This is a genomic window from Staphylococcus sp. GDY8P72P, assembly GCF_016890655.1.
In the GTDB taxonomy this organism is placed as follows: Bacteria; Bacillota; Bacilli; order Staphylococcales; family Staphylococcaceae; genus Staphylococcus; species Staphylococcus arlettae.
On the sequence record NZ_JAFEQJ010000030.1, the window covers coordinates 15,832 to 35,113 of the forward strand.

Genomic DNA, 19,282 nt, shown 5'->3' on the forward strand with positions numbered 1-19,282 from the left:
ACGAAATCATTTTTCAAAATCGGATTTCTGTCCCACTCCCTCTTTATATTTTAAGTCTTTTATTTTGAACAAAGGCTGCCTGGTGTATGTTTCAAACATATAGTTTCTTACTATTCCATCGGGTGTCAGCACGTTACATCATCGAACAAATTATATTTTGTTGTTCAAAAGGTAAAAAAGCATCAAATTCTATATATTTTGAATAGAACTTGACGCTTTTTCCAATCAGATTTATGTCCGATCTCGTGATTTTTGTTAATAAACTTTATTTTTCCTAGAGATAAGTAATAATAATAAAAGTGTCGAAATAAATACTTTGAAAATAAGCTTCATGTGATCACATCCTACTCTAAATACTAGCGTTGCCTATTATACATGTTATAAAACAAAATAACTATTCTTCAAAATAATGATGTTTTTCTAAAAAATTCTTGGCAACGACAGCAGGTTCAAGACTTTTACCATCTGCTTGGTAGTTCAATTTTTGCATATCTTGTGTTGAAATTTTATTGTTTAATTTGGCAATAGATTTTTTGATTTTCGGATTGTCTTGTAGAAAATCATTAGGTGCAACTGCACTTGCATCGTATGGAGGGAAGAAATTTTTGTCATCTTTCAACACAACTAAATCATAGGCAGAAATTCGACCATCGGTAGTATAACCTAATGCTACATCTAACTTTTTATTTTTAAGGGCATCATAGACTAAACCAATTTGCATAGGCTTTAATTTATTGAAGCCAAAACCGTAAAATGATTTAAATGGTTTATAACCATCGCCACCACGTTTAATCCAAGTTGAATCTGTACCTACGTTTACTTTATTTTTAATCTTTTTCAGATCTGAAACAGTACGCAAATTATATTTCTGTGCTGTTTCTTTAGTGACCATGAAAGCGAAAGTATTTTCAAACCCATAAGAATCAAAAAATGTTTGATCAAATTTTTTATTGAACAATGTTTGTGTAATTGACATTGCCTTTTGAGGGTTTCTAATAGGTTGCTGTTCTAGTACACCAACTAAATCAGTGCCAGTATATCGTGTGCTAGAGATGTCAGCATCATCATTGATCATTGCGTTATGTTGGATTGTAGCTGAACCTAAATTATTAATAATAGAAGCAGAGTATTCACCATTTGAATCATGTTCAATTTGTTCTTTTAACATATATGCCATGATTTGTGATTCACTCGTAGCCAAAGCAGAGATTTTGATATTTTTTTGGTTATTGCCACCACCTAAACCGGGTAAATTACAACTTGCTAATATAGAAAAGCTTAATATAATTAATATTGCAAAATACTTTAATCGTTTCATTGATTACCGTCCCATTTAAATTACTTTATTAAAATTAATTTTTTGTATGTAAATAGAGTATCATAGTTGAAAGAAATAATTAACAAGAGCTTTGAAAAATTGTTGTATAATGAAATTATTTATAGAATATAGTATTGTTAAATTTATCAGTAATCAATTACAGGAGGGGTCATATGCGAGTAGCAATTATTGGTGCTGGTACAGCCGGTGTATCAGTACTAAGAGAAATGGTTAAATATGAAAAGTTTAAAGATTGGTACGTTGATGTATATGATACACCTAAAAATATGGGGAAGGGCGTCCCATTTCAAAATGACAGTGATCAATTGTTAATTAATTTACCTGCTAAGGAAATGTCTATTAATATCGAAAATCAACGAGAATTTTTCGATTGGTATCAACAACAAAATGTTTTTAAATTTGATAATCCAGAATATTTGCCGAGATTTATTTTTGGCCATTATATGAAGTCTTATTTAAACTATTATTTAAATCAATTTGACAATATTAATAAAATTTCAGAAAAGGTTGAGGAAGTATTTATTAATTCAGATATTGGAGATACACAAGTTTCATATAGCGTGTGTACTAGTATGGATATGACAAGTTGTCGAACTTATGATTGCGTATTTTTAACAATTGGAACATTGTCTTATCACGATCCATATAATTTAAAAGGCACAAGCGGTTATATTCAAACTCCGTATCCAACGTATAACACCTTAGATGAAGTGAAAGACACAGATAACATTGCAGTGATTGGAACTGGTTTAGCTAGTTTAGATGTAATACGCTACGTAGCTGAACACCATCCTAATTTACCTTTAACTGTGACTAGTAGAAGTGCAAAATTACCGCGTGTGCGTGGCAATATGCCAGAATTGCAATTTCAATACATTACACCTGAAAATTTTAATACTATTAAAAAACGACATTTTGGAAATATGCCGTTAACAGAGGCGATAGCATTATTTAAACAAGAATGTGCACATTTTGGTATTTCCTTAACTGAACTATTGAGCAAAGAAAATCGCACCCACGTAGAACAACTCCAATTTGATTTAACGCATGCTGAGGAATTAGGTACGTTACAAAGTTTACTCGAAGGAATTAAAGAAAATATGAATTGGATTTGGAATAGTTTTAATCGACAAGATCAAGAACAGTTTTTAAATCATTATCAACATATACTCAAAGAAAATTCTAATCCGATGCCTCCGAGAACAGCTGAATTACTTATTGCTGAGATTGAGAATCACAACATAGTGATTAAAGCTAATTTACAAAATATTACATATGATGGGCAACATTTTTGTATATCATATGGTGAAGACAAGAACAATTGTGAATACTATGATGTCATTATTAATGCTACTGGCTCAAAGTCACATTTATCTGAATTAGATGGGGATGATCAACTCGTGCTAAATTTAGAAAATAGGCAAGTAATACAAGCCCATCCTTTAGGTGGTATTCAAATAGTGCCAGAGACTAACCAAGTAATTAGTCCTAGATATGGCACATTACACCATATGTTTGCATTAGGCCAACTTACAAATGGCATTAACCAATCACGAAATGGCGTTAATATGATAGTTAAACAAGCAGTAGATGTTGTGAAGTTGCTTCTACAGCAATCGAAAGCATAGCTTGTAAAAATAAAAAATAAACCCGACTTTAATAATATGGATTGTTTTTACTGTATAAATAGTGTATTATAATTTATGTAACTTAACATAAAGTTACTTGACTCAAACATCATTAACAATTTCATACGTAATTCTTTCGGGGCAAGGTGAAATTCCTAACCGGCAGTATAAAAGCCTGCGACCCATAAATGTTTAGCATTTATGGCTGATCTAGTTTGATTCTAGAGCCGACAGTTAAAGTCTGGATGGGAGAAAGAATGAAGATATAACACAACACTACTATAGTGTTTATTTGGTCATGCCATTTTACGATAGAGGTATGTCATTATTTAAGTTACACAAATGTTATATAAATATATCCCGCACCTGAAAACTCATGTTTTTCAGGTGCGTTTTTTTATTTAAGAGGTGATAAATTGAGTCAATTTTTAAATTATGCAATAAATTTAGCACACATGGTACAAGGTCAAACAGGAGTCAATCCACCTGTAGGAGCCGTAGTTGTACGTGATGGTCGAATTGTTGGCTTAGGCGCACATTTGCAACATGGTGATAAACATGCTGAAGTTCAAGCTTTGGAAATGGCCAAAGACCTAGCCAAAGATGCAACGATTTATGTGTCATTAGAACCATGTACTCACTTTGGCACTACACCGCCATGTGTTAATAAAATTATAGAATATGGAATTACTAAAGTTGTTTATGCGATGAAAGATACTACATTAACCTCAAATTGTGATGAAATTTTAACTAATGCAGGTATTGATGTGGACTATCGCTTTCAAGAAGATGCAGAAAATTTATATAAAGATTTTTTTACAGCTAAAAATGAACAACTTCCTGAAGTAACTGTAAAGGTGTCTTGTAGTTTAGATGGTAAGCAAGCTACGGATAGCGCACAAAGTAAGTGGATTACTAACAAACAGGTTAAGCAAGATGTTTTTAATTTGAGACATCGACATGATGCGGTACTGACAGGTAGAAATACTATTGAACATGATAATCCACAATACACTACACGTATTGAGAATGGTAAAAATCCTATTAAAGTTATTTTATCTAAATCAGGTACGATTGATATGGGGTTAGATATTTTTACAGATCCACAATCTAAAGTATGGATTTATACAGAAAATAATAAATTGTGTTCACAAACATCTAATGTAGAAGTAATAGTTCTCGATGATTGTTCCTTAAATAATATTTTAAGTGATTTATATCAAAGAGGTATTGGTAAATTGCTAGTAGAAGCTGGTCCGACCGTGACGTCTGAGTTTCTCCAATCTAGCTTGGTAAATGAACTCATCTTATATTATGCCCCGAAAATTATAGGTGGTTCTGGTAAGTATCAATTTTATCAAACAGATAATGTTCTTGAATTATCAGATATTCCGAATTTTGAAATTGTTAATTCTGAGTTGCTTGAGCAAAATATCAAATTAGAACTGCGAAAGAAGTGAGCAAAGATGTTTACTGGAATTGTTGAAGAAGTCGGTACAATCGAACGTAGTCAAAGTAGTAATGCTGTAGTTGAATTAACTATCACATGTCAAACTATCCTTGAAGATATGCACATTGGAGATTCCATTAGTGTAAATGGTGCATGTTTGACAGTTACTGACTTTACTAACCACGGTTTTACTGTTCAAGTAATTGAAGGTACAGAAGCAAAGACGTATTTAAATCAACTGAAACAAGGTAAGGAAGTAAACTTAGAACGTGCGATGAGTGGACAGGGTCGTTTTGGTGGACATTTTGTCTTAGGACATGTTGACGAAGTAGCGACAATTACACGCATACAAACGTCTGATAATTCAAAAATAGTGTCAATCAAGCCACCGAGTCACATACTTGATGAGATGGTACAGCAGGGTTCAATCGCTGTTGATGGTGTAAGTTTGACAGTTTTCAAACTGGGTGACAAAGAATTCGATATTCATTTAATCCCTGAAACAAGAAAATCAACGATCTTGAATGATAAACGAGTTGGTGATTATGTGCATTTGGAGACTGATATGCTATTCAAGTATGTGCATAAAATAGTTGGTAAGCAATCAACAACTTTAACTGCAGATAAATTAAAAGCTTTCGGTTTTTAAAGGAGGGGCATACTATGCAATTAAATCGAATTGAAGAAGCATTAGAATCACTGAAGCTCGGTAAAAGTATTATTGTAGTAGATGATGAAGATAGAGAAAATGAAGGTGATCTTGTAGCTGTAACTGAATGGATGCAAGATAACACAGTAAACTTCATGGCGAAACATGGAAGAGGATTGATCTGTGCGCCTGTAAGTTCAGATATCGCTGAAAAATTAAAATTACATCCGATGGTTTCTGATAATTCGGATGTCTATGGCACGCAATTTACAGTTAGTATCGATCATGTCGATACAACAACGGGTATTAGCGCAGCCGAAAGAATGTTAACTGCAAGAGCACTTATTGCTACATCTACAACGTCCGCAACATTTAATAGACCTGGACATCTCTTTCCACTAATTGCGAAAGATGATGGCGTTTTGGTACGTACAGGACATACAGAAGCATCGGTTGATCTAGCACGATTAACAGGTGCCAAACCTGCAGCGTTAATTTGTGAAATAATGAATGACGACGGTTCTATGGCTAAAGGTGATTCTTTAGAAGCCTTTCGTGAGCAACACCAATTAGTAATGATTTCTATAGCAGATTTAGTTGAATATCGAAAACATACTGAATCACATATTGAAGCACGTGCTAAAGTACAAATGCCTACTGAATATGGTGATTTTGATATGATAGGTTTCACAACTGCTAGTTCAAGAGATGAAATTGTAGCAATCATCAAAGGTGAGCCTCGAAAAACTGAAAATGTGCGTATTCATTCTTCTTGTATGACTGGTGATATTTTTCATAGTCAACGTTGTGACTGTGGTGAACAGTTGGCAGAATCAATGAAATATATTAATGAGCACGGGGGTGTGATTTTATATTTACCGCAAGAAGGTCGTGGCATTGGATTGATTAATAAATTAAAAGCTTATGAGCTCATTGAACAAGGTTATGATACTGTAACAGCTAATCGAGCATTAGGTTTTGAAGATGATTTAAGAGAATATAAAGATGCGGCAGCAATTTTAAAATATTTTGGTATAGAAAATGTGAATTTGTTGAGTAATAACCCAACAAAATTTGCTGGTTTAGAAGATTATGGCGTGAACATTGCACGACGCGTAGAAATCATTGTACCAGAAAACGAACACAACCATAGTTATATGGTTACAAAAAAAGAAAAAATGGGTCACTTAATATAGGAGGATTTAATTATGAATTTTGAAGGTAAATTAATAGGCACGGATTTAAATGTAGCAATTGTAGTGAGTAGATTTAATGACTTTATCACTGGACGTTTATTAGAAGGTGCTAAAGACACATTAATCAGACATGAAGTAAATGCTGATAATATTGACGTAGCATATGTACCAGGTGCGTTTGAAATCCCATTAGTTGCTAAAAAGTTAGCTGAAAAAGAGAAATATGATGCAGTTATTACATTAGGTTGTGTTATTAAAGGCTCAACATCACATTATGATTATGTCTGTAATGAAGTTTCAAAAGGTATTTCAAGAGCTAATGATGTAACAAATACGCCAGTTATTTTTGGTGTGTTAACAACAGATAATATCGAACAAGCAGTAGAAAGAGCCGGTACTAAAGCTGGAAATAAAGGTTCTGAAGCGGCTATCAGTGCAATTGAAATGGCTAATTTATTAAAATCTATAGATGCATAATTTATAAATTATTAAGAGTTTGGGTTATCAACAACCAATTCTCGAATGAAAAGGACGAATTCATATGACAATGGATTCGCCTTTTTTATATTAAAATATTACCGTAAAATTTCGTCACAAAATATATAACTTAGTGCTTACAGTAAAAGAAAACGTCAATTTCTATCGTATTAAAATAGAAATTGACGTTAATAAATTAGTCAATAATATTAATATTCTAGCACCTTTAGCATCAGTGGCAAAAATTATTTTGCCTTTTTAGTGATGATACTTAATAGCGATCCAACAGCTACAGTAGCACCAGCGATAATACCTAGTTTTTTAAGCATTTTAGGAGAAGTAAACTCCTTATAAGCTAAAACTAAGTTTTGTGGTCGTTCAGCTAATCTACGCATAAAGTAACTAAACCAATCATCACCATATGGGACATAAATACAGAAATTATAGCCTTGTTTAGCGATTTCTTCAGCTAATTCTGTACGAAAACCATATAGCATTTGAAATTCAAATTGTTCTTTATCTATGTTATTGTCTTTAGTAAATTGTTTAACATGATTTATTATTTGATCATCATGCGTTGCTATTGATGTAACGTGATTACAATTAAGAAGGCGTTTTTCAATAATATTTATATAATTTCGATCAATTTCATCTTTTGTTTGATATGCGATGAATTCATTTTCTTTATATGCGCCTTTAACTAAGCGTAAACGTAGCTCAGGGTATTTATCTATTAAAGCTTCTGCTTTAAATAAATATGCTTGAATTACAGTACCTAAATTTTTAAATTCACCTTTTAAACGGTCAACTGTTTGAATAACATCGAGTAGAGAATCATACTTCTCAGTATCGATATTTATGTGCATATTTTTAAATTCATAAGCTTTTAGCAAAATTTCTCTTAAATTGCGATAAGCTAAATCTAAGTCAAATTCAGCTCCTAATTGACTGATTTTTATAGACATATGTGCATCTAAATTATAATTATTAATGGCATACATGACTTCTAAGATTTGGTCTTTAGCCATGATTGCCTCTCCTTCAGTAGAGACATATTCTCCGAGGTTATCAACAGTCACGACGATACCTTTTTCATTTAGTCGGGAAATGGTTTCTACCAAAGCTGGAATGGTGTTGCCTGCAACAACTTTATTAGCACCAAACATGGGTCCTAGTTTTTTAGCAGTGTTGTTTAAGGCCTTGTTGTTTGATAAAGCAATGAAAAAATTTTTAATGATTGGCATATGTATTCCTCCATTCTCACAATTATATTTAGTTCTATTTAAGTGTATCATGAATTTATTAGGGAAGAAATCGTTTGCAAGTTGATTTTATACAAAATTATTTACTTAATATACAAAATTAAGTAACAATAAAAATGTTGGTGTTATTTTTCTATTTTATAGGTGTAAAGTTGAAGATGATACACATTAAAATGGAAATTTTATAGCAGTATTTGATACAATTAATATAATGAATTCTATTGAGAAGGGGAAGTATTGACATGTGGAAGTGGGAAACAGAGAATGAAGCAAAAGGTGTAGTTGTTATTGCACATAATATGTTAGAACACACAGGTAGATATGCTTATTTAATCACTATGCTTCGCCGAAATGGATATCACGTTATAATGGGCGATTTACCTGGTCAAGGTCAAACTGCGAGATCAAATAAAGGTCAAATTGAAAGTTTTGATGTCTATCATGAACATATTTTAGATTGGATTAGGATTGCTAATGAATATAAAATACCTACATACATTTTAGGCGTTGGTCTTGGAGGATTAATTGTTTTAAATCTATTAGAAAAAGTAGAGGTACCTGTAGAAGGGTTAATGTTAATTTCACCATTATTGGAATTCAAAAAGAACAATAAAGTTAGAAAAGATAAAGTAATTTCTAATATTGGAAGATTAGTTAAAGATACTCGCTTTAATATGGGTATAGAAATTGAAGACTTAACTAGAAATGAAGAAGTTATACAAGAAACTAAAGAAGATCAATTGATGTTAAGTAAAGTGAGTTATAATTGGTATAAACAGATTGTCGAAGTAATGAAAGAAACTGTGCAGCATTTGCAAGATATTGATCCTATACCTACACTAGTTATGTCTGCCAGCGAAGATAAAATAAGTGATATTAAAGTCACGGAAATGCTGAAAGATAAAGTTAAAACAAATGAGTTATATTATAAAGTTTGGCCAGGATTTTATCATGAAATTCATAATGAGCCAGAAAGAGATGAAGTCATGCGTTATATTTTATCGTTTTTAAACAATAGTGCGAGTACTATGGGTTTTATCGTTAACGATGAAAATAATGTATCGTAAACATTAAAATATAAAGTTATGACAAAGCGGTTTAATTTATATTGAATATAGATTAAATCGTTTTTTTATTAATATATGTGAAAATAATCACAAAAATATTGAAAGTTTGTGATCGGTTTGATATAGTTTAATTGTGAAAAAAATCACATTATCTTACTGTATAGGAGAGATGGTTATGAATGTTAAACATGGAAATAAAGTAGTATTAGTTGGAAATGGTGCTGTCGGTTCTAGTTATGCGTTTGCTATGGTAGTACAAGGTATAGCAGATGACTTAACGATTATTGATTTAGATGAGACAAAGGTAACTGGAGACGTTGCAGATTTAAACCATGCGGCTCCTTATAGTTCAACAACAGTAAATATAAAAAAAGGTGATTATAAAGATTGTGCAGATGCTGATATTATTGTGATTACAGCAGGTGCAGCTCAAAAATCAGGAGAAACTAGACTAGACTTAGTAGAAAAAAATGCTAAAATAATAAAGTCGATTGTTTCTACAATAATGAAGTATCAATTTAATGGGATTTTTTTGATAGCTTCAAATCCAGTTGATATTTTAAGTTATGTTGCATATAAAACTTCTGGATTACCAAAAAAACAAGTGATTGGTTCTGGTACAGTATTAGATACTGCTAGATTAAAACACCAGATTTCAAAATATGTAGATGTTGCTCCAGCGAGTATAGATGCTAACATCATAGGGGAACATGGAGATTCTGAACTTGCCGTATGGTCACAGGCAAATATCGCAGGTCAACCTGTACTTGAAATATTAAATAATAATTCACAACATAAACAATTGATTGACACGATATTTCGTAATACACGAGATGCAGCATATGAGATTATCCAAGCTAAAGGCGCAACTTATTATGGTATTGCTCAAGCATTGGTGCATATTACTCAAGCCATTTTAAAAAATCAAAATATTGTGCTAACTACGTCTAGTTATTTAGAAGGTGAATATAATCAACAAGATGTCTATATTGGTGTCCCAACGTTATTAAATAGAAATGGGGCAGTAAATGTGATAGCAATGCCATTAAATGACGAGGAAAAATTATTATTTAATGAATCAACTGAAATTTTAAAAGAAATGCAGTCAAAAATAAAGCTAACTTAATTGCATATTTCTTTGATTGAATTTAAAATGTGTATAAGATTAATTTTATTAAAAAATGTAATATTCATCCAGTGAATGTTGTTCTCAAAAAAGAATACTTACTAAAATTAATAAAATTAATTTTTTCATGTTTTATTATTATTTTTATTGGGGGTTATTATTATGGGAAAGGCGCTTCAGAATAAGGTTGAAGGCATTTTAAGCCTAAATCAACTTTTAAACGATGTTGAAGCAATCTTTGACAGTATAAAGAAGGAATATAAGATGTCTAAAGAAGAAGTCTTAATATTGCTTACTTTATGGAAAGAAGGCTCAATGACACTTAAAGAAATGGATGATTTCGTTCATATTAAATCATATAAACGTACACGTACGTATAATGATTTAGTCGAAAAAAAGTGGATTTTGAAAGAAAGACCACAAAATGATGAACGTACAGTTATTATTCATTTCAATGAAGATTTAAAAGAGAAAAGGGAAGCTCTTTTAGATTTCATTAAAGATGAAATTGCAGCTAAAGAAACTAGTTTACAGTCTAGTTTAAAATCTATCTTAAATGTTTAGAGCAATAAAAAACCTCAGAACAATGTTCTGAGGCTTTTTATTATCTTTTTTCAATGGCACATATAAAAGGTGGGTTATTTTGTTGATTTATAAATTGATATTGTAAGATATGTGCTTGCTGTTGATCAAAATCATGTAAATATTTCATAAGCGCATCTTTTTCGACAGCGCCTGCTTCATGACCAGAATAAATAACCAAAATTATGATGCCTTCAGTGGCTAACATATTAAAAATTGAATTAATAGCTTCTATTGTAGATGACGGCTTAGTCACTATTGACTTGTCGCCATTTGGTAAGTAACCTAAGTTAAATATCGCTGCGTCAATTGTACCGTTATGTTTGGATGTAAGATGTTTTGACGCATTGGCATGACTATCCTTTATTAGCGTAACATTATGATAATTTTCTGTTTTAGCACTAGTAGCTGCCAGTGCTTGTTCTTGAATATCAAAGCCATAGACATGACCTTGAGGCACTAAGTTAGCTAAAAATAGAGTGTCATTACCATTGCCACAAGTTGCATCAATGACAATGCTTTGAGGTGTGACATGCGATTCTAATAATGTTTTAGCAAAAGGTAATATTCTTTCTAGTTTCATGATTGTGTCACTTTTTCAAAATATTTACCTTGGTATGAGTTTCTACGTGCTAATTCATTGTCGATTTCATTTAATACTTCCCATTTATTTACGCTCCACATTGGTCCAACCATTAAATCAATTGGGCCATCTCCAGTGATGCGATGTACGATCATCTCTTTAGGAATAATTTCTAACTGATCACAAACTAAATTTGTATAATCTTCTTGAGACATGAATTCCAACATGCCTTTTTCATATTGCTTAACCATAGGAGTACCTTTTAATAAATGTAGTAAGTGAATTTTAATTCCTTGAACATCCATTTGTGCAACTTCTTTGGCTGTTTCCATCATCATATTATAATTTTCACCTGGTAAACCGTTTATGATATGTGTACATACATTGATATTATGACGTCTCAATTTTGCAACACCTTCATAATATGTTTGCATATCGTGTGCACGATTTATTAAATCAGATGTTTCTTGGTGTACAGTTTGTAAACCGAGTTCAACCCATAAATAAGTTCGTTCATTGAGCTCAGCTAAATATTCTACCACGTCATCAGGTAAACAATCTGGTCTAGTACCGATTGATAAACCAACGACACCTTCTTCTTTTAATGCTGTTTCGTATTTCTCACGTAAAACTTCGACAGGTGCATGGGTATTGGTAAAAGCTTGAAAATATGCAATATATTGACCTTCATGCCATTTTTCGTGCATTTTATCTTTAATCTCTTTAAATTGTACTTCGATTGGATCAACTCTATTTCCAGCAAAATCACCACTGCCTGCTGCTGAACAAAATGTACAGCCTCCATATGCTACTGTGCCGTCTCTGTTAGGACAATCAAAACCGCCGTCTATCGCAATTTTAAAAATCTTTTGTCCAAATTTATTTTTTAAATGATAGTTCCATGTATGATATCTTTTGTCTTCAAAGGCATAAGGGAAATAATTACCCATTTTACATTTTCCTTTCTAAAATCATTCTAGTTAAAGATTTTAACATATTTTAGTGTTATATTGTTTACTGTATGAGTAGATTTTTATAATTAGAGAGGGGCTTTATGTATGAATATGCCTAAATCAGTGTGGTGGCTCGTTATTGGTATGGCATTAAATATAACAGGCTCAAGTTTTTTATGGCCATTAAATACGATTTATATGAATGAAGAATTAAACAAAAGTTTAACTGTAGCTGGTTTGGTATTATTGATTAACTCCATGGGTATGGTTGCCGGTAATTTACTTGGCGGTACGCTTTTTGACAAGCTAGGAGGCTATAAAACTATATTATTAGGCACAGCTATTTGTTTGTTTAGTACAACTCTATTAAACCTGTTTCATGGTTGGCCATGGTACGCTGTATGGTTAGTGTTGCTAGGTTTCGGAGGTGGACTAATCATTCCAGCAATTTATGCTATGGCTGGTGCTGTTTGGCCAAACGGTGGACGTCAGACTTTCAACGCTATTTATTTAGCGCAAAACATAGGTGTAGCATTGGGAGCTGCACTAGGCGGATTTGTTGCTGAGTTAAGTTTTAATTATATATTTATTGCAAACTTATGCATGTATATCTTATTTGCTATTGTTGCGATTTTTAATTTTAATATTAACCTTGAAGTAAAAGTTAAACCTAATGACAGTCTAACGTTATTTGCAAAAGAAAATCGACCACAATTATTATCTTTACTACTTATTTGCGCCATGTTTAGTATTTGCTGGATTGCATATATTCAATGGGAAAGTACTATTGCGTCATTTACGCAACAAATTAATATTTCAATGGGACAATATAGTTTGTTGTGGACAGTTAATGGTATTTTGATACTCGTTGCCCAACCTTTAATTTTACCAATTATACGATTGTTAAAAGGCAATTTAAAATATCAAATATATATCGGTATAGCGATTTTTATCCTTTCCTTTTTTGTAACAAGTTTTGCACAGCAATTTTCTATTTTCATGATTGGTATGGTGATATTAAGTCTAGGTGAAATGTTTGTATGGCCTGCAGTTCCCGCTATTGCACACAAATTAGCTCCGACAGGTAAAGAGGGCGCTTATCAAGGGTATGTAAATTCAGCATCAACTATAGGGAAAGCAATAGGGCCAGTCTTTGGAGGCGTTATTGTAGATACTTTTAATATGCAAATTATGTTTTTAGCCATGATGGCATTGTTATTTATTGCGCTTGGATTTGTCTATCTGTTTGGAAAAGCGGATGCTAAATATGTAAAAAATGACTAATATTATTTCTATAATGCGAGTGACTGTTGATTTTTCCACTTGAAAATCAACCCAATTTCAAATATCATTAGTAATGTATCGGAGTAGTAACTTATCTAACTTTTCTACAGAGAGCTAGGATGGTGTGAACTAGTGTAAAGTGATGAGTGAACTTACCAACGTAATAAATAATGGATTAATAACATCTCTAACTACTTAATGAAATGAGTGCACGAAAGTGAATGAGGGTGGTAACGCGGCTAACGTCGTCCCTTGAAAATTAAGCATAGTTTGAGGTGTTTTTTTATTGAATAGGAGGAAACATGGTGAATTACAATCATAACGAGATTGAAAGAAAGTGGCAGCAATATTGGGAAGAGCATAAAACATTTAAGGCTAGTGATAATTTAGGTCAAAAGAAATTTTATGCTTTAGATATGTTCCCGTACCCTTCAGGAGCAGGTTTACATGTTGGTCATCCAGAAGGCTATACTGCAACTGATATTATTTCTCGCTACAAACGTATGGAAGGATACAATGTATTGCATCCAATGGGATGGGATGCTTTTGGTCTTCCAGCGGAACAATATGCATTAGATACAGGTAACAACCCTAGAGAGTTTACACAACACAATGTAGATACATTTAAACGTCAAATTAAAGAATTAGGCTTCAGTTATGATTGGGATAGAGAGATTAATACCACTGATCCTGAATATTACAAATGGACACAATGGATATTTATTCAACTATACAATAAAGGTTTAGCATATGTTGATGAAGTTGCAGTAAATTGGTGTCCAGCATTAGGTACAGTGTTATCAAATGAAGAAGTTATAGACGGTGTATCAGAAAGAGGTGGACATCCAGTCTATAGACGACCAATGAAGCAATGGGTATTGAAAATTACTGAATATGCTGATCGTTTATTAGAAGATTTAGAAGACTTAGATTGGCCAGAATCAATTAAAGACATGCAGCGTAATTGGATTGGTCGTTCAGAAGGGGCATCAATTCGTTTTGACGTGGAGGGCTTCAATGACAATATTGAAGTATTTACTACACGTCCGGATACAACATTTGGAGCATCTTTCTTAGTTTTAAGTCCAGAACATGAATTAGTTAATAAAATTACGACAGAAGATAGAATAGATGCTGTAACGGCTTATCAAAATGAAGCAGCTAAAAAATCTGATTTGGAACGTACAGGTTTATCTAAAGAAAAATCTGGTGAATTTACAGGTGCCTTTGCTGTTAATCCATTGTCAGGTGAACAGATTCCTGTGTGGATTGCAGATTATGTATTGTCTACTTACGGTACTGGTGCTGTAATGGCAGTACCAAGTGGTGACCAACGTGACTATGAATTTGCACAAACGTTTAATTTACCAATTAAAGAAGTAATTGAGGGCGGTAATCTTGAAAAAGAAGCCTACACAGGTGACGGCCCACACGTGAATTCTGGTGAGCTAAATGGTTTATACAATAAAGAGGCAATTGAAAAAGCAATTGAATTACTAGAAAGACAACAAGCTGGCGAAAGAAAAATCAACTATAAGTTGAGAGATTGGTTGTTCAGTCGTCAGAGATATTGGGGTGAACCAATTCCAGTAATTCATTGGGAAGATGGCTCAATGTCAACAGTGCCAGAAGAAGAATTACCAGTATTATTACCTGAGACGGATGAAATTAAACCATCTGGAACTGGTGAATCACCATTAGCAAATATAGATGAATTTGTTAATGTTGTAGATACAGAAACAGGTATGAAAGGCCGTCGAGAAACAAATACTATGCCACAATGGGCTGGTAGCTGTTGGTATTATTTACGATATATTGATCCACATAATGATAAAATGCTAGCAGATCCTGAAAAATTAAAACATTGGTTACCAGTAGATTTATATATTGGCGGTGTTGAACATGCAGTGTTACACTTATTATATGCAAGATTTTGGCATAAAGTACTGTATGATTTAGGAGTCGTACCAACTAAAGAACCTTTCCAAAAATTATATAACCAAGGTATGATTTTAGGTGAAGGTAACGAAAAAATGAGTAAATCTAAAGGTAACGTCATTAATCCAGATGATATTGTACACAGTCATGGTGCCGATACATTACGTTTATATGAAATGTTTATGGGTCCATTAGATGCTGCAATTGCTTGGAGTGAAAATGGTTTAGATGGTTCTCGTCGTTTCCTTGACCGTGTTTGGCGCTTATTAGTTAACGAAGATGGTACTTTAACAACAAAAATTGTCGATACAAATGATAAATCGTTAGATAAAAGTTATCATCAAACGGTTAAAAAAGTTACGGAAGACTTCAACTCATTAAACTTTAATACAGCAATTAGTCAATTAATGGTGTTCATTAATGATTGTTATAAAGCTGATGAATTATATCGTCCTTATATTGAAGGGTTTGTAAAAATGTTAGCGCCGATTACACCACATATTGGTGAAGAATTATGGTCGAAACTTGGATATAATGAAACAATTACTTATCAGCCATGGCCAAATTTTGATGAATCACTACTTATCGATGATGAAGTTGAAATTGTTGTTCAAGTTAATGGCAAAGTACGTGCGAAGTTAAATATTCCTAAAGATACTTCGAAGGAACAAATGGAAGCTCTTGCTTTTGATAATGCTCAAATTAAAGCTGAAGTTGAAGGCAAAGATATTAAAAAAGTTATCGCAGTTCCTCAAAAATTAGTGAATATTGTAGCTAAATAATATAGATTGGAGTTTTTAATAATGGAAACTATAACTATTGAAGAATTAAAGAGTAAGATTATTGATTCAAATCCAGTTCATATAGTTGATGTTAGAACTGATGAAGAAACGGCAATGGGTATTATACCAAATGCTAAAACAATTCCAATGAATCAAATTCCAGAGAATTTAAATTATTTCAATGACCATGACACTTATTATATTATTTGTAAAGCAGGTCCAAGAAGTGAAAGAGTTACTCAATATCTAGAAGAAAATGGTGTTCATGCGGTGAATGTTGAAGGCGGTATGAATGCTTGGGGTTCAGATGGTCTAGAAATTAATAGTATTTAAGTTAAAAAAGCTTTTGATCGTTTTTAAGACGGTCAAAAGCTTTTTACATTTATATGTTAAATTGGGCAGCATTTGAACCGGCAACATGGCCAGTAACTAATGCACTCGTGATATTATAACCACCTGTATAACCATGAATATCTAACACTTCACCACACAAGAATAAACCTGAATTCAATTTGGACATCATAGATTTCGGGTGTATTTCTTTTAATGAAACACCACCACCTGTCACAAAGGCTTTATCTATAGGTAGTGTGCCGTTTACGGTAAACGTGAACCCTTTAAATAAATTTGCTAATGTCAGCAGTTGTTTATTGGAAAGGTGATGAGCGGTAATATCAGATGGAATTTCTGCTTGTTCCAACATAAATAACAAATAGCGTTCTTCAATAATTCCATGTAAACTATTTTTTATCTGTTTATCAGGTTCATCAGCTAATAGTGATTGTATTTTTTCTGTTACTGCGTTAATTGACAAATTAGGAAAAACATCAAGTTCCATAGCAACATCAGTTTTCTTTTGATTTTGTTGTTCTTTATAGACAAACTGACTACAACGTAATGCTGCTGGTCCGCTTACACCAAAGTGAGTAAAAATCATATCCATTTGATGCGTAATACGTTGCTTACCATTCTTTTTTAACACGCTTAAGCCTACATTTTTTAAACTTAAACCTTTTAGCTGTTTACTTTTAATAAATGGCTCAGGTGACGTTATTGGTACTTCGGTTGGGAACAGTGTTGTAATTTGATGACCTAATGCTTTGGCAAATTTGTAACCATCGCCTGTAGACCCTGTTTGAGGTACGCTTGTCCCGCCAGTAGCAATAATAACTGTATGACTCGTAAATGATTTGTTGTCATTAAGTTGAACTGTAAATAGATCATTAGCATTTTTTGTAATTTCTGTAACAACACTTTCCTCTAGAATTTCAACATTATTGCGATGTAATGTATTAACGAGTGTATCAACAACATCTTGTGCTTTATTAGATACTGGGAACATACGTCCATGATCTTCTTCTTTTAATTTGACGCCACGACTTTCAAAAAATTCGATAATCGATTCATTATCAAAAATTGAAAAGGGACTATATAAAAACTTTCCGTTGCCGGGAATGTTTTTAATTATTTCTTCGTAGGGCAGTCTATTTGTAACATTACAACGGCCACCACCAGAAATTTTTAATTTTCGACCCAACCCTTTCTTTTTTTCTATTAATAGTACTTTGTCATGGTTTTGGCTAGCTGCAGCAGCTGCCATTAAGCCACTAGGGCCACCGCCTATAATTATTGTTTGATACATTAGTTAGCCTCCAATTAGAATATACGTTTATTTTAAAGCAATATATGTTTGGAAGCTAGTGAACTAATAATGTTTACTTGCTTTGTCAGCAATTAGGTATATAAACTTAGCTATGTTAAACACAATGAATTTTGATTTCTTATTATTTTATATGTTAAATGAACTAATAGAATTATATTTAGAAGATAATAATTGTTACAATGGTTTACGTACTTTACTAATTTAAGTTTAATTTTACTTAAGTATTGATTTATTTTACACAGTAATTGTATGCTATATACATTTATATTAAAGTGTCGTACTGTTATAACGTAATGATAGGTGATTATATCATTACATATTTTTCTAATTGTCTAATTATGTTTTGACCAATTTCTAACATAATAAAAAGGCCTTTAAATAGTGTCTTTCAAACTGTCGGCAAAGTTTTTACTTTGTTGGCAGTTTTGTTGTGCACGCTTTCAGCGGGCACTGCTTCAGCCTGTAGTCTTCGGCGAGTGCGATTCCCGCAGGAGTCGGCCCAAGTCACTGCCAATATTATATAAATTCAACACTGTTGCTGTTTATTATGTTAAATAAAGCAATTGATAAAAAGATTAATATGAAATGATTGCTATCTCTGAAGGAGTTTCTTATAAACATTGTTATAGTCCTTTAAATAGGGCATTTTTATTTTAAGTTAACCGTATATTATTAATAGCAACACAACAAAGCCACCTAGTTATAGGTGGCTTTCAGTCATTAAATATAGTTATTTCGCAAAATGTATTATATTTCGCTATTGGAGAACTTTCTTTATATTATCAAATATTAATCGCTAATGTAGCTAATTTAAAAAAGCAGTAAAAAATAGATTAATTAAAGTAAAAAAAGAGCGATGAATCGAAATAATCACAATGAGTGTATTGAATGATTATGTGTAATTAATTTAATGAAGTTAAATTCGTTTTAAATTTTTTACTTTTTGAAGCTGAATATTTACTAAGTAGTGAAATTGCCTAGTAATATTATATAAAATTATTCTAATATTATATTTATAAAGTGAGTTTGACAATATATATATAAATCTTAATGATTTATTAATTTTTTTGAGGTAGATTTAATGTATATAAACACAATTACTGGCAAAGAGATTGAACAGTTAAGCAATCGATACAGTAAGATAATATTTATTAGAAATTTACTGTTATTACATAGTATTAGAAGTTATAATATTAAATAATTTAAATTGTACTTTAATATTAAGAGTTTATTAATTAGTTGAATATATTTATAGAAATTTTAAAAATAAAAGAGGGATATTATAGTCAAGTCCAGACTCCTG

General features: G+C 32.2%; 16 protein-coding genes and 1 riboswitch. Of the genes, 11 read left to right on the plus strand and 5 right to left on the minus strand.

Going from position 1 to position 19,282, the window contains the following annotated elements; all coding sequences use genetic code 11:
* Positions 1-394 precede the first annotated feature (394 nt).
* On the minus strand, positions 395-1,318 hold the full coding sequence (locus JVU85_RS11930; protein WP_204171878.1) for an osmoprotectant ABC transporter substrate-binding protein: 924 nt from the start codon (positions 1,316-1,318) through the stop codon (positions 395-397).
* Positions 1,319-1,491: 173 nt separating this feature from the next.
* On the opposite strand from JVU85_RS11930, the gene JVU85_RS11935 reads away from it, so the two are divergent.
* From JVU85_RS11935 to ribH, 5 genes are all read left to right on the plus strand, one after another.
* Positions 1,492-2,967, plus strand: a complete 1,476-nt coding sequence (locus JVU85_RS11935) for an FAD/NAD(P)-binding protein (protein ID WP_021459818.1) — start codon at positions 1,492-1,494, stop codon at positions 2,965-2,967.
* A gap of 128 nt (positions 2,968-3,095) precedes the next feature.
* Positions 3,096-3,228, plus strand: a riboswitch (FMN riboswitch).
* A 155-nt stretch (positions 3,229-3,383) separates the two neighbouring features.
* Positions 3,384-4,427: a bifunctional diaminohydroxyphosphoribosylaminopyrimidine deaminase/5-amino-6-(5-phosphoribosylamino)uracil reductase RibD gene (ribD, locus tag JVU85_RS11940; protein ID WP_002510577.1), complete on the plus strand. Its 1,044-nt coding sequence runs from the start codon at positions 3,384-3,386 to the stop codon at positions 4,425-4,427.
* Positions 4,428-4,433: 6 nt separating this feature from the next.
* Positions 4,434-5,066: a riboflavin synthase gene (gene ribE, locus JVU85_RS11945; protein ID WP_002510578.1), complete on the plus strand. Its 633-nt coding sequence runs from the start codon at positions 4,434-4,436 to the stop codon at positions 5,064-5,066.
* Between the two features lie 14 nt (positions 5,067-5,080).
* Positions 5,081-6,262: a 3,4-dihydroxy-2-butanone-4-phosphate synthase gene (gene ribB / locus JVU85_RS11950; protein WP_204171879.1), complete on the plus strand. Its 1,182-nt coding sequence runs from the start codon at positions 5,081-5,083 to the stop codon at positions 6,260-6,262.
* 12 nt (positions 6,263-6,274) lie between these two features.
* On the plus strand, positions 6,275-6,739 hold the full coding sequence (ribH, locus tag JVU85_RS11955) for a 6,7-dimethyl-8-ribityllumazine synthase (RefSeq protein ID WP_002510580.1): 465 nt from the start codon (positions 6,275-6,277) through the stop codon (positions 6,737-6,739).
* Between the two features lie 245 nt (positions 6,740-6,984).
* Here ribH and JVU85_RS11960 read toward each other — a convergent pair whose 3' ends face one another.
* Complete coding sequence (locus tag JVU85_RS11960) at positions 6,985-7,983, minus strand: proline dehydrogenase family protein (RefSeq protein WP_204171880.1); 999 nt, start codon at positions 7,981-7,983, stop codon at positions 6,985-6,987.
* Positions 7,984-8,243: 260 nt separating this feature from the next.
* On the opposite strand from JVU85_RS11960, the gene JVU85_RS11965 reads away from it, so the two are divergent.
* The 3 genes from JVU85_RS11965 to JVU85_RS11975 all read left to right on the plus strand — a co-directional run bounded on the left by JVU85_RS11965 (position 8,244) and on the right by JVU85_RS11975 (position 10,758).
* Positions 8,244-9,068 carry an alpha/beta fold hydrolase gene (locus JVU85_RS11965; protein WP_002510582.1) on the plus strand — a complete coding sequence of 275 codons (825 nt, stop codon included), beginning with the start codon at positions 8,244-8,246 and terminating at the stop codon, positions 9,066-9,068.
* Positions 9,069-9,243: 175 nt separating this feature from the next.
* Entirely contained in the window at positions 9,244-10,194 is a 951-nt protein-coding gene (locus tag JVU85_RS11970) for an L-lactate dehydrogenase (protein WP_204172636.1), read from the plus strand.
* A gap of 162 nt (positions 10,195-10,356) precedes the next feature.
* Complete coding sequence (locus JVU85_RS11975; RefSeq protein ID WP_002510584.1) at positions 10,357-10,758, plus strand: transcriptional regulator, SarA/Rot family; 402 nt, start codon at positions 10,357-10,359, stop codon at positions 10,756-10,758.
* Positions 10,759-10,798: 40 nt separating this feature from the next.
* On the opposite strand, the gene mnmM is transcribed toward JVU85_RS11975, so the two are convergent.
* On the minus strand, positions 10,799-11,359 hold the full coding sequence (gene mnmM, locus JVU85_RS11980; protein WP_204171882.1) for a tRNA 5-(aminomethyl)-2-thiouridylate-methyltransferase MnmM: 561 nt from the start codon (positions 11,357-11,359) through the stop codon (positions 10,799-10,801).
* Positions 11,356-12,309: a tRNA modification radical SAM protein MnmL/YtqA gene (gene mnmL / locus JVU85_RS11985; protein WP_002510586.1), complete on the minus strand. Its 954-nt coding sequence runs from the start codon at positions 12,307-12,309 to the stop codon at positions 11,356-11,358. Before mnmL ends, mnmM begins: the two co-directional genes overlap by 4 nt.
* A 108-nt stretch (positions 12,310-12,417) precedes the next feature.
* Between mnmL and JVU85_RS11990 the strand changes: the two genes are divergently transcribed.
* From JVU85_RS11990 to JVU85_RS12000, 3 genes are all read left to right on the plus strand, one after another.
* Entirely contained in the window at positions 12,418-13,596 is a 1,179-nt protein-coding gene (locus JVU85_RS11990) for an MDR family MFS transporter (RefSeq protein WP_142019572.1), read from the plus strand.
* 302 nt (positions 13,597-13,898) lie between these two features.
* A complete protein-coding gene (gene leuS / locus JVU85_RS11995) occupies positions 13,899-16,316 on the plus strand; it encodes a leucine--tRNA ligase (protein ID WP_142019573.1) in 2,418 nt (805 codons plus the stop codon).
* A 21-nt stretch (positions 16,317-16,337) separates the two neighbouring features.
* Entirely contained in the window at positions 16,338-16,649 is a 312-nt protein-coding gene (locus tag JVU85_RS12000) for a rhodanese-like domain-containing protein (RefSeq protein WP_002510589.1), read from the plus strand.
* 49 nt (positions 16,650-16,698) lie between these two features.
* Here JVU85_RS12000 and JVU85_RS12005 read toward each other — a convergent pair whose 3' ends face one another.
* A complete protein-coding gene (locus tag JVU85_RS12005; RefSeq protein ID WP_002510590.1) occupies positions 16,699-17,958 on the minus strand; it encodes a BaiN/RdsA family NAD(P)/FAD-dependent oxidoreductase in 1,260 nt (419 codons plus the stop codon).
* Between the last annotated feature and the right edge of the window lie 1,324 nt (positions 17,959-19,282).